9 protein-coding genes are annotated in these 12,277 nt (G+C 61.2%); 7 read left to right on the top strand and 2 right to left on the bottom strand.

Translation table 11 applies throughout. The features are described 5' to 3' along the window. Nucleotides 1–12: 12 nt before the first annotated feature. From LY631_RS19440 to LY631_RS19420, 5 genes are read left to right on the top strand one after another with little or no spacing between them, the layout of a single operon-like run. Nucleotides 13–1,068, top strand: a complete 1,056-nt coding sequence (locus tag LY631_RS19440; protein ID WP_274427258.1) for a D-TA family PLP-dependent enzyme — start codon at nt 13–15, stop codon at nt 1,066–1,068. Nucleotides 1,069–1,091: 23 nt separating this feature from the next. Beyond that, the gene (locus LY631_RS19435; protein ID WP_274427257.1) at nt 1,092–1,592 is read left to right on the top strand and encodes a TRAP transporter small permease; all 501 of its coding nucleotides are present in this window, start codon (nt 1,092–1,094) and stop codon (nt 1,590–1,592) included. A gap of 2 nt (nt 1,593–1,594) precedes the next feature. Beyond that, entirely contained in the window at nt 1,595–2,875 is a 1,281-nt protein-coding gene (locus LY631_RS19430; RefSeq protein ID WP_274427256.1) for a TRAP transporter large permease, read from the top strand. A 57-nt stretch (nt 2,876–2,932) separates the two neighbouring features. After that, nucleotides 2,933–3,973, top strand: coding sequence for a TRAP transporter substrate-binding protein (locus tag LY631_RS19425; RefSeq protein WP_274427255.1), 1,041 nt, complete (start codon nt 2,933–2,935; stop codon nt 3,971–3,973). Nucleotides 3,974–3,980: 7 nt separating this feature from the next. Continuing rightward, nucleotides 3,981–4,637, top strand: a complete 657-nt coding sequence (locus tag LY631_RS19420) for a metallophosphoesterase family protein (protein ID WP_338000451.1) — start codon at nt 3,981–3,983, stop codon at nt 4,635–4,637. 343 nt (nt 4,638–4,980) lie between these two features. Here the strand turns inward: LY631_RS19420 and LY631_RS19415 are convergent, their stop codons facing one another. Next, nucleotides 4,981–6,171, bottom strand: coding sequence for an epoxide hydrolase family protein (locus LY631_RS19415; protein ID WP_274427254.1), 1,191 nt, complete (start codon nt 6,169–6,171; stop codon nt 4,981–4,983). Next, nucleotides 6,168–6,362: a hypothetical protein gene (locus LY631_RS19410; protein WP_274427253.1), complete on the bottom strand. Its 195-nt coding sequence runs from the start codon at nt 6,360–6,362 to the stop codon at nt 6,168–6,170. The genes LY631_RS19415 and LY631_RS19410 overlap by 4 nt, the downstream gene beginning before the upstream one ends. Before the next feature lie 96 nt (nt 6,363–6,458). Between LY631_RS19410 and LY631_RS19405 the strand changes: the two genes are divergently transcribed. Further along, nucleotides 6,459–7,361 carry a LysR substrate-binding domain-containing protein gene (locus LY631_RS19405; RefSeq protein WP_274427252.1) on the top strand — a complete coding sequence of 301 codons (903 nt, stop codon included), beginning with the start codon at nt 6,459–6,461 and terminating at the stop codon, nt 7,359–7,361. A 450-nt stretch (nt 7,362–7,811) separates the two neighbouring features. Then, nucleotides 7,812–12,277, top strand: a 4,466-nt coding sequence (locus LY631_RS19400; RefSeq protein ID WP_445082920.1) for a prealbumin-like fold domain-containing protein, incomplete at its 3' end; no start/stop codon positions are given.

Raw genomic sequence — 12,277 nt, 5'->3', positions numbered from 1 at the left:
AGGTTCGTCGAATTGACCCTGGACGATATCGAAACCCCGGCCGTCGTGATCGACCGCGACCGCGTCGAGCGTAATCTGCAAAAGGCGCAGGCCTACGCCGACGAACACGGCCTGAAGCTGCGCCCGCACATCAAGACCCACAAGCTGCCCCACCTCGCCACGCGACAGATCGAACTCGGCGCCTGCGGCATCACCTGCCAGAAGCTGGGCGAGGCCGAGGTCATGGCCGATGCCGGCCTCTCTGACATCCTCCTGACCTTCAACATCGTAGGCGCCGCAAAGCTGAAGCGCCTCAAGGCGCTCGCCGAACGCGTCACGTTGGCGGTGACCGCCGACAGCACCCAGACGATCGACGGCTACGCAGAGACATTCCGGGCAGATGCGCCGCTCACCGTCTTCGTCGAATGCGACACCGGCATGGGGCGCTGCGGGGTGCCGAGCATCGACGAGGCACTTGCGCTGGCAAGGCGGATCGACGGCGCGCGAAGCCTTCGCTTCGGCGGGCTGATGACGTATCCCGCCGCCGGAAGAACCGAAGAGGCGGCCACGTGGCTGGCCGAGGCTTCCCGCAAGCTAAAAGAAGCCGGGCTGGACGTACCCGTGGTGACCAGCGGCGGAACGCCCGATATGTGGCGCGCCCACGAGGCAGGTGTCGTCACCGAATACCGGCCCGGCACCTACATCTACATGGACCGGTCGCAGGTGGCGCGTGAGGCCTGCACTTTCGACGAATGCGCGCTGCATGTGCTGGCCACCGTGGTCTCTGCGCCGGCGCCGGACCGCGTCGTGCTCGATTCCGGTTCCAAGACGCTCTCCAGCGACACGCTCGGCCTCGAAGGGTTCGGTTACATTCCGGCCTACCCCGAAGCGCGTATCATCTCGCTCAGCGAGGAGCACGGCGTTGTCGACGTTTCCGCCTGCGGAAGACGGCCTGCGATCGGCGATCGCATCGAGATCATTCCGAACCATGCCTGCGTCGTCACGAACCTGTTCGACGAGGTGCATTTCGTCGGCGGCAACTGTCATGTCGAACGCGTGCCGGTGGCCGCACGCGGGCGGGTGGACTGACCGCAACAACGAGGAACAGCCCGATGAGACGTGTGGCGGCGATCATTAGCGACCGATTGAACCGGCTGGTCGAGATCATCCTGATCGTCCTCATGGCCGCGCTGGTCATCGACGTATGGATCGGCGTGATGGATCGCTACTATTTTCACTGGCAGTTCAACTGGCCCGAGCCGCTCGCCCGCTATCTGATGATCTGGACCGTGCTGCTCGCCATATCGACCGGTATCGTCCGTCGCGAGCATATCGGCCTCACCATGCTCACCGATCGGCTACCGGAGACGCCACGCCGTGCGCTGCTGATGCTTTCCGATTTCATCACGCTGCTGCTATTCATCTATCTCTTCTGGTTCGGAATCGGCTTTGCCCAGTCCGGCTCTACCCGCATGGCGATGATTTTCGGCATGACGCTGGCGCCGGCCTATTCGGCGATTCCTGCGGCGGCAGGGCTCGCAGCGCTCCAAATGGCTCTGGTCATGGTCCGCGATCTCGGCGGCTATCACCTCGAAGAAAACGCGGAGCTCTGATCATGCTCGTCGGACTCGCTTTCGTTATTCTTCTGCTCATAGGCACGCCGATCGGCTTCTCGATCGGGATTGCCGGGATGGTGGGGGTCGTGCAGATGGGTGGCGGGCAGTTCCTCGCCATGGGTCCCAGCCGGATGTTCAACAGCCTGGACATCTTCCCATTCCTGGCTATGCCCTTTTTCATTCTCGCCGGCGAGATCATGAACCATGTCGGCATCACTCAGCAGCTCATGCGCTTCGCGCATGTGCTGGTTGGGCACTTTCGTGGCGGGCTGGCGCACGCCAACATGGTTGCGTCGATCATGTTCGCGGGATTAACGGGGGCGGCGACCGCAGATGCTGCCGCCTTCGGCAAGACGCTGGTGCCGGAAATGGTCCGCCAGGGCTACAGGCGCGACTATGCCTGTGCTGTCACGGCCGCCGGCTCCATCATCGGGCCGACGATCCCTCCATCGGGCATCATGGTTGTTTACGGGTCCCTCATGGGCGTGTCGATCGGAGGGCTCTTCGCCGCCGGCATTCTTCCCGGCCTGCTTATCTGCATTGTCTGCATGGCGGTTATCGCGCTCGGTGCTGCCCGCAACAAGCTTCCCAAGGCGGAGGCGCGCGCCTCCTTCATGGACCTGGCACGATCCTTCGCGAAGTCGATCGCCGCCCTCTTGATGCCCGTCATCATTCTCGGCGGTATTCTCGGCGGTGTGGTGACGCCGACGGAGGCGGCATCCGTCGCCGTTGCTTATGCCCTGGCGCTCGGACTTTTTGTCTACCGTAACATCAGCTTTTCAGCGCTCTGTCGCATGCTGCTTCGCACGGCGATCATCAGTGGCGTGATCTTCGTCATAATCGGCTTCGCCAGCACGCTCGGCTGGTGGATGAGCTTCAACCGCGTCCCGCAGGCCATCGCCGAAACGCTGTTGTCGATCTCGGAAAACCGCTACGTCCTCATTCTGCTGATCATCGGGCTTCTTCTCGCCATCGGCATGATCATGGACGTGACAGCCACCCTCATCATCCTGGCACCGGTGCTGGCGCCGCTCGGCGCGCAGATCGGCCTAGAGCCGATCCACGCGGGGCTCATCTTCATCATCGCGCTCAATATCTCGCTGATGACGCCGCCCGTCGGTGCCTGCCTCTTCGTGCTTTCCTCCGTCACCGGAGAGAAGCTCGAAAAAATCGCGCTAAAGCTCTGGCCCTTCCTCATCGCCGAAGTTGCCGTCCTCATCCTGTTCGCCTTCTGGGAGGACATGGCGATGTTGATCCCGCGCTGGCTCGGCTTCGCCTGACGCGGACATTTGAAGGCGACTGCCTGCAACAACGAGAATGAAGGAGAGGAACACGACATGAGAAGAAAAATCGCATACGCCCTTGCCGGCGCGCTTGCCATGACGACTGCGGCTACGGCGCAGGAGCAGGTCCTCAAGCTGGCGCACGACAACGCGCCCGACCCGTTCGACAATCCGGGCCACGCCTGTGCGCAGGTCTTCGCCAGCATCGTCCAGAGCGATACGAACGGTGCGATCGAGATCGAGATGTACCCAAACGATCAGCTCGGCTCGAACTCCGAGCAGGTGCAGATGGTGCGCGACGGGGTGATCCAGGCGACGATCGCTTCGACCGGTGCCCTGGCATCCTACTATCCCAAGATTGACGTCTTGAACCTGCCCTTCGCCTTCACCGACAACGCCGCGACCTACGAGGTCTTCGACGGCCCGTTCGGGCAGGCGCTCAAGCAGGATATCGAAAAGGACCTCGGCGATGTGGTGGTGCTCGGTTTCCCGGATACCGGCGGCTTCTTCGCCGTGACCAATTCGAAAGGCGCGATCGAAGATCTTGCGGATTTTGAAGGCATTCGGCTGCGCACAATGACGGTGCCATCACACCAGGTGATCATCAACGCGCTCGGCGCACAGGCGTATCCCTTGGCTTGGGGCGAGGTCTATTCCGCCCTCCAGACCGGCGTGATCGACGGACAGATGAATCCGGTTCCGATCATCTCCTTTTCGGACTTCGGCGAGGTCCAGGACTACATGACCCTGACGAACCACCTGTTCTCGCCCTATATTTTCTTGCTATCGAAAGCGTTCTGGGATGGCCTCGATGAGCGTCAGCAGGAGATCCTGCGGTATGCGGCGCAGTCCTGCGTCGTCGCCTCACGCGGACTGTCGCGCATAATAGAAGCATCGGACCGCGGCGTCGCTGGTCTGGGCGATGCTATGGAAATAACCGCGCTCACGCCCGAGCAGCGCGACCAGATGCGCGAGGTCACCCAGCCGCCTTTCGAGGAACACATCCAGAAGGAATTGGGCGAGGACGCCCTCGGGCTGCTGACGCAGTTCAAGAAGGAAGTCGCCGAGGCCAACGAGTCAGGTTATCTTCGATAAACGCCCCGTGCCCGCCAAGCCGATCGCTTTCACCGGCTGGCTTGGCGAGCATTTCACTTGCGAGATCCGGCTGGCTTTCAAACACCTGAGCTGGCCGACACCACGCCTTGATCGTGACGCGGAAATCGATTTCCGTCTTGGGCCGCAGCCCGTCCGTCTGCAACGCACTCGCACGACCGCTCGAAAGCTGATAGTCCAGAATGCGATGCATACAATCGGCGTTATCTCCGACACCCACGGCCTCCTGCGCGATCAGGCCGTCGAGCTGCTATATGGTGTCGACCACATCATCCACGCGGGCGATATTGGGGGGCCAGCAATCATCGAAAGGCTGGAAGCGATCGCACCAGTTTCGGCGATCCGCGGAAATATCGATGTTGAAGGATGGGCGCTGACATATCCTGAGACCCTCCACGTGACGTTGTTCGATCAGAAGATCTTTATCATCCACGATCGCAAAGACCTCGGATTTCCGCCGAGTGAAGCGGGCGTAAGCCTTGTCATATCGGGACATTCTCATCGTGCCAGCATCGAGACTTTGGATGGCGTCGTTTATCTCAACCCCGGCAGCGCTGGCCCGCGCCGTTTCAAATTGTCGGCGAGCCTGGCAACGGTAGAGATTGCAAAAGGCGCACTGATACCGAGGATTCACTCCATCGGTTGAGTGTGTAGTGACAACGGTAGCTTCCCCCAGACTGTTACAGCTCTTCTGCCTATGGCTCGATCCCCACGTTGACAACTGTCTTGCCTCGGGGCCGATAGCGGTCTGTTCGGATCCAATCCAGGTCAGTGGTAAGCAGCCAATCCGCTGTTGCCTACCTTGGACCCTTCAGTTGTGCGTTCCACTAAGCGAGCTCCCTGCAGGCACGTTGCCAAGTTGCACCACCTGAGACCAGCCGACTCACCGAAACTGGAGCACTCAAGAGACACATTGGTGGGCCGCAGAAATGTCCTGGGGTCCTCAGCCTCACCAGGGCGCTTCGCCATCCACGCCAGCGTCGACAATGTTATGACCGACTACCGCGAGCGGCCAGTACTGCCGCGAGGCCTTCTTGCAGATCCTTGACGAAGAACTCGGGAACCTCCAGCGACGGGAAATGTCCTCCGGTTTCAGGCGACCTCCATCGGACGATTTGTCGGTACCGCTCCTGTGCCCAGGCGCGGGGACACTTCTCGATGTCGCGGGGATAGATACTGATTGCTGACGGGACATCGACACGAAGCTCGGGGTCGAGCGCGTTAACACCGCCGTGGCTTTCGTAATAGATGCGGGCCGCCGATGCGCCGGTTCGCGTCAGCCAATACAGGGTGACGTTGTCAAGAACGCGATCTCTGGAAATCGTCTCGAACGGGCTATCTTCGGTATCTGTCCACTCAGCGAACTTGTCGAGGATCCAGGCAAAAAGCCCGACTGGTGAGTCGACGAGCGAATAGCCGATAGTCTGCGGTCGGGTCGCCTGCTGCTTCGCGTAAGCTGCGCGTTGACGCCAGAAATCGCGGGTTTCCTCGGTCCATTTGCGCTCGACAGCCGTCAGCCCTTCCGTTGTCAAACCTGGCGGTGCCTGCGCGAGCGTTGTGTGGATGCCGAGAACGTGACTTGGAAACCTGCCGCCGAGGGTCGTGGTGATCACACCTCCCCAATCGCCGCCGTGGGCTGTGAACTTGCTGTAGCCGAGCTTTCCCATCAGTTCCACCCAAGCGGCCGCGATCTTTCCGATGCCCCACCCAGTGGTGGCCGGCTTGTCGCTGTAACCAAAGCCTGGCAGCGACGGGACCACGACGTGGAACGCTGGCGCGTCCGGATTTTCCGGATCTGCCAGTTCGTCTATGACATCGATGAACTCGGCAACGCTGCCTGGCCAGCCGTGTGTCAGGATCAGAGGCGTGGCGTCTGCGCGGGTGGATCGGCGGTGCAGGAAATGGATTCCCAGATCGTCGATGGTCGTGCGAAACTGGCCGATCCGGTTAAGTCGCGCCTCGAACGAGCGCCAATCATACCCGGTGCGCCAGTAGTTCACGATATCGACGAGGTCGGCGAGAGGAACGCCCTGTTCCCATCGGCGAGGGTCGGGCGCGGCGCGATAGACCGTCTCGGCCTCCGGTAGCCGCGCAGCGGCCAATCGCGCGCGAAGATCGTCGAGGTCAGCGTCAGTTGCGTGGGCTTCAAATGCTTGCACGTCGCTGGTTGGACGGGTCACGAGATGCCCCCGCCGGAGTGAGTTGCCGTGGCAATGCGCTTGAGTGTTGCAAAGCACTGACGAACAATTTTCGCCCGCTCGATCCGGCCCTGGTGGCGAATTCGGTGAACTGCCTCCTGATCAATGCCGGAAGCAGGAACCTGACAGATGGAGATATTCTCAGCGTAATTGTTAGAAAAAATGTATGCCATTCTGATTTTACCTCCGTTCATACAACCGCTAAAACATAGCAGCTCATGGGGGTTAAGGCTTGTCAGAAAAGCTGTGTTACTGTTAGTTCTTCTATCATGACAGAAAGGAAAAATATCGCTTGGTTGCCGCTGAATTCCCTTCGTGCTTTCGCGGCGGTCCATGAAACCGGCTCTGTCGGTGCTGCTGCGGATACGCTCAAGGTGACGCATGGCGCAGTGAGTCAGCATCTACGAGGCTTGGAAGACCGCTTGCAGCGCAAATTGTTTACCCGTTCCGGCAACCGTCTGGTCATGTTGCCGGAAGCCGCAGACTTGGCCGCCAATCTGCTCCGGAATTTCAGGGCGATTGCCGCTGATATCGACCAATTTCGACGTGACGAAAATATCCTCAATATCACCGTGACGCCGCATTTCGCACAATATTGGCTGCTGCCACGCCTTCGTGAGTTTCTGCAGCTTCACCCGGAAATAGATCTGCGCATCAATGCCGATGCGAAAGTGCATGATCTTGCACAAGGGGACTTCGATGCCGCTGTCCGGCATGGTGACGGTCACTGGCCAGGGATAAACTGCGAACGGCTTCTTGAAAGTAGGGATGTCGTCGTGGCGGCGCCTTCGGTTCTGGAGTCAGTTTCCATTCAAACACCTCAGGATCTGACCAAGCTACCGTGGATTCTGGATGAGGACCGGGACATTGAAATGTCTAATTGGTTCGATGATCATGGCTTAGCCCATCAAGCTCACACACGGATTACCAGGCTGCCTAGCGCGCTGACGCTTGTCGCGGCACTAGATGGGTATGGCGTGGCATGGCTATCCCATGTTTATGCTGCGCCTTATTTGGCCAGCGAGCGCTTGGTGCAATTGTTCAGCGACGACCGGTGGCCAGCACAGAGTACACGCCACTATTACCTGTGCTGGGCAGACAGCAAGAACAGCCCGGCTTTTAGAACGTTCCGGCACTGGATAAGGCGGCAACTTTCAGGGATAGTCGAGTAACGAGGCCAGCTTCAGAGCAACGCCGGGACGAACGCTTGTGTCAAGACCACGGACGCCTCACTGAACTCTGTAAAAACGACAGTTGGATAGCGGCTTTCCCTCTGCCGAAAACGCTGGTTCCCTGACCATTACTTCGGACGGGCATGCGATGGCGTCCTGCTTTTGCCGCTGCGTCTGGAAAACCGTCTGGATTTCTACGCTCAGAAAACGGCCGGTTCTGGATAACGCTAAATTTGAAGCGCAACGTCGTAAAGCGGCGCAAAATTCTAGTGCTCAAAAAAAAAGACGAAAACGATAGGATTCTGAAAAACTCGAACGGATCCTGAAAGACAGGCCCTCCGCTGCTATGTCTACTTCTCGCCACGGTACGGTCCATTTTCGGACACGCCGGGGTGGGGGTAAAAGCGGTGAATAAGCCTCCACTACGGTGACATTTTGTGGGGGCCACTCATGCGGAAGCCAATTTCGCTGCGCGACATGGTGCGCGGACAACTAAGCTATCTTGTGCGCGCGACGAGTGGACCCGCGAATTCTGATGGTGGAAAGTTTCGCAGGCGGTATCCGCTTACGTGTGCCGTCGCCTTCTGGCTCTGCGTTGCCGCACTCGGCCCATGGCTCGGCGCCGCCCAGGCCCAGGTTTCGGGCACACCAACCGCAACCGAAACGACGCCCCCTGATTTTAGTGCGGTGCACGTTCCACTTGCGGGAGGCGGTGGTTCGCTTTGGACGGGCGGTTCCGTGAACTTTCCGGTGGACTCGGACGCATCGGACGGGGACGGTTCTCAGCTGTACAGAGGAGTCGCGGCAGCCCTTCAGGCCCCCCGACCAGTTTGCGACAGCGGTACGGCTTCTATCACTGTCACTGTTGAGGCAACCAATAACGGACCGGCCGCCGGTTCCGGCTACGTCGGTCGCCTTGCTCTGTTCTCTGCTGGTAGCACAACACCCCTCACAGAGTATTCCATCGGCTATACTCCCGTTGGAACAACGGAAACCCTTACCATTACGGAAGATGTATCGGCTGCTGCTCTTGAGGCCGGAGATATCGTCGTAGGACTATGGCTCGAGACTCATCATGCCGGCGGCAAATCCTGGACCGCCGAACAATTCGAGCCTTCATACACCTACGACACTGCTGGTTGCGAAGCCGATCTTTCGATCACCAAGGATAACGGCGAGGCGACTTATATCCCGGGCGGAGATACGACCTACACGATCGCCGTCACTAACAACGGCCCCCAACCCGCCACGGGTGCTGAGATCACCGATCCGCTGCCCGCCGGCATCACAAATGCAAGCTGGACCTGCGGCGAAGAGACCAGTGGCGGCGTCTGCGGGGCAACGAGCGGCAGCGGCGGAATCGCCACCACGGCCGACCTGCCTGCGGGTGCCTCTGTTACCTACACGCTGACTATGGGGATCCCGAGTAGCTACAGCGGCAACCTCACCAACACGGCGGCGGTGGCGCCGCCGGACGGCATCACCGACACCGACACGTCCAACAATTCCGCCAGCGACACCGACACGATGGAGCCGCCGCCCACCTCCGGCGTGTGCTCCCCGCGCGTTGTTACAGCGGGCAACACCTTCACACTGGCTCCCTTCCCGGTCACTGGAACGGTTCAGAAGACAGCCGGCGCATGGCAGACCGACCAACCCTGGGCTACGCAGGGCGGTGGAAACTACACGATCCAGTGGAACTTTTCGCAGCCCATTCCGGCGAACTGGATCCAGTTCGCCGTCATTGATGTCAATGAAACCGGCACAACCGATTACGATGCAGTGCCGCCCGTTTTCACCGTCGACCTGGGTGCCGGGAGCACGGCTACGACAGCCGATTTCTCTCTCGTCTCAGGCGATCTCACCTATTCGGGCGGTGCTGTTCGCTACAGTCCGGGTGGGCCGTACCGGCAGTCGGGCTTCGTGCACGGAACCAGCGCCGACACCGTCACTTCCATCACCATTACATCCAGCAACGTCAGCGGTGGCGATAATATCGCCAACTCGCTTTTCGTCCGCCCACCCTGCGTGACGATCTCGAAGGTGAGCGAGGGCGGCACTGGCAGCTTTCAGATCGACATGACAAATCTCGTGCAGGCGGACGGAGCCACCGTCCCCAGCACGACCCTGACGACGACAGCGGCGGGCACCGCCGTGTCCTCGCCCATGTACTTCGCACGCGACACGCGGGTGGACGTCACGCTCAGCGAAGTCGTCCCGGCCGATTGGGCACTCCGGACTGCCGTCTGTACCGATCAGAACGCCGCCAGTACGGGCAACCCGACCGTGATCGGCACTTTCGCCTCGCCGGCCACGACCATTCCGGCCGCCAATGTGAGGCCGGAGGCGGATATCCAGTGTGTGTTCACCAACGAACAGCGCGCGGCCGACCTTTCCATCACCAAGGATGACGGCGCGACCACCTATGCGCCGGGAACGGATGTGGTCTACACCATCGTTGCCACGAACAACGGTCCGGACGACGTCACCGATGCGGCGATCAGCGATCCGCTGCCGGCCGGCATCACAACGGCAAGCTGGACCTGCGGCAGCGAGGTGGGCGGCGCTGTGTGCGACGCGGCGAGCGGGACCGGCGCGATCGCGACCACGGCCGACCTGCCAGCGGGCGCTTCCGTCACCTACATGCTCACCATGAGCGTGCCGGCCGATTTTACCGGCGATCTCGTCAATACGGCGACGATCACGGAGCCTGCCGGCGTGGTTGACGCCACTCCCGACAACAACACCGCCACCGACACCGACACCCCGGCCGATCCGGTTGTGAGCGTGCGGAAGGAGCTGATCGGCGAGAGCATCACGACCAATGATGTCGCCGAGCCCGGCGAGGTGCTCACCTACCGGGTGACGATCACCCACGAGGGCGGCTCTGCCTTTAACGATTTCGATTTCATCGAGAACATTCCGAACGGCGCGACCATGACGCGCGTCGACGGCGCGAGCGGCTTCACGAACCCGGTGGCAGGGTCGTCTACGGTTCAGCTCACCGTGGATGAGGTGCCGGTGGGCGGCGAGGCGCTGGTCGAGATTGACCTGACGGTGGCTGCTCCCATTCCGCTCGGCATCACCGAAATCACCAACCGCATCAGCGGTGGCGATGTGCCGCCTGACTGCACCGAATGCTCGGTGACGACGCCCGCGCCGCCCTATACGCCGAACCCGCCGGACACGATGTCGTGTTCGACCTCCGGCGCATATTTCAACACGGCTTATGATGGCGCTGGCGGCCGGAAGACGAGTGGCTTCGACAACTACTGGCAGGTGGCGCTGACGCCGACGCCGGTTAACGGCCCACCGCCAGCGGGCCTGACCTGGGGTGGTGCGACAATCGTCACCAATCCGCCCGCCGTATATATCTCATCGCCCTTCGGCAATGCGGGCTGGATATCGAACAGCTCGACGGCCACGCATCCGACTCCGGTCAATTACGACATCTTCTACCGCTACCAGTTCAACCTCGATTCTGCGGTCGATCCCTCCAGCCTCGACCTGCAGATGAGCTTCTATGCGGACAACTCGGTCTACGAGGTCTGGGTGAACGGCCAGCCTCAGGGCATTCAGTCCAATTTCGGGACCGCTGATCCTTACTTTTATGCGGGCTTTTCGGCTGGGGGCGTTGCCAACGGCTCCATGAATGGCGACTGGCAGGCCGGCCTCAACACGGTCATTGTGCACATCAAGTCCGGGCCGGGCGCCCAGGCCTTCATGGCGCAGATCAATACGGATGCGATCTGCCAGCCGAAGATCACGCTGCGCAAGCAGGTTGTGAACGACAATGGCGGGACGAATGTAGCCGCCGACTTCACGCTGCGCGCGACCAATAACGACACCCCCGCCGATCTGATCGAAGGCCCGATGGGCGATGCGGCGGTGACGAACGCGTCGATCCCGGCGGGCACCTACACGCTTGGCGAGGACACTCTGCCGGGTTACGCGCCGAGCCTTTACAGCTGCGCCATCGACGGCGCGGCGGCCACGCCCGTGGCCCACAACGAACTGACGCTCGCCAATGGCCAGAACGCCATCTGCACGATCACCAACGACGATTTCGCGCCAGTAAAGGCACTGACGGCGGAGAGCGGGTCCATTGCAGGTGTGGCCGAGCCCGGCGAGACGCTCACCTATACGGTGACGCTCACCAACAATGGCGGCAGCCCGGCGCTTTATGACCTCACCGACAATATCGACGACCTGACCAGCTATGTGGCCGGCTCGACCGCCGGCACGGCCGGGGCAGGGGAGCCCACGGGCAGCGATCCCCTGATCTGGAGCGGCATCACCATCCCCGCGAGCAGCTCTGTCACTGTGGAATACCAGGTGACGGTGGCCGATACGATACCGGACAGTGTGACGGAGATCGGCAACGTGGCCTACAAGGTTGGCGAACCGGAGCCGGACTGCTCGGTAACGCCGCCGCCTGCCGGCTGCGTGGTGGTGCCAACGCCGGGGGCGGCTGTACCGTCGAAGGCGCTGACGGGCGAGAGCGGTTCCATTGCAGGTGTGGCCGAGCCTGGCGAGACGCTCACCTATACGGTGATGCTGACCAACAGCGACGCGGCGGCAGCGCTTTACGACCTCACCGACAATATCGACGACAACACCGCCTATGTTGCCGGTTCGGCGAGTGTCGCCGGCGCGGCGAGGGAGCCCGCGGGCAGTGATCCGCTGGTGTGGGACGACATCTTGGTGCCGGCGAACGGCACAGTGGCTGTTGTCTATCAGGTGACGGTGGCAAACCCGATCCCCGCCGGGGTGAGCGAGATCCGCAACGCGGCGACCGACGACTGCACGGCCAATCCGGATGCCTGCGTGGTCACCCCCACGCCGGGCACGGCTGTGCCGTCGAAGGCGCTGACAGGCGAGAGCGGTTCCATTGCAGGTGTGGCCGAGCCTGGCGA

The organism is Chelativorans sp. YIM 93263, assembly GCF_028767125.1.
In the GTDB taxonomy this organism is placed as follows: domain Bacteria; phylum Pseudomonadota; class Alphaproteobacteria; order Rhizobiales; family Rhizobiaceae; genus Chelativorans.
This window is presented reverse-complemented; position numbering and strand designations above follow the sequence as displayed.

Bases quoted from the DNA above. Each gene is read 5' to 3' on its own strand.
- LY631_RS19410 (WP_274427253.1), bottom strand. From the start codon at position 6,362: ATGGCATACATTTTTTCTAACAATTACGCTGAGAATATCTCCATCTGT.
- LY631_RS19425 (WP_274427255.1), top strand. From the start codon at position 2,933: ATGAGAAGAAAAATCGCATACGCCCTTGCCGGCGCGCTTGCCATGACG.
- LY631_RS19430 (WP_274427256.1), top strand. From the start codon at position 1,595: ATGCTCGTCGGACTCGCTTTCGTTATTCTTCTGCTCATAGGCACGCCG.
- LY631_RS19435 (WP_274427257.1), top strand. From the start codon at position 1,092: ATGAGACGTGTGGCGGCGATCATTAGCGACCGATTGAACCGGCTGGTC.
- LY631_RS19405 (WP_274427252.1), top strand. From the start codon at position 6,459: ATGACAGAAAGGAAAAATATCGCTTGGTTGCCGCTGAATTCCCTTCGT.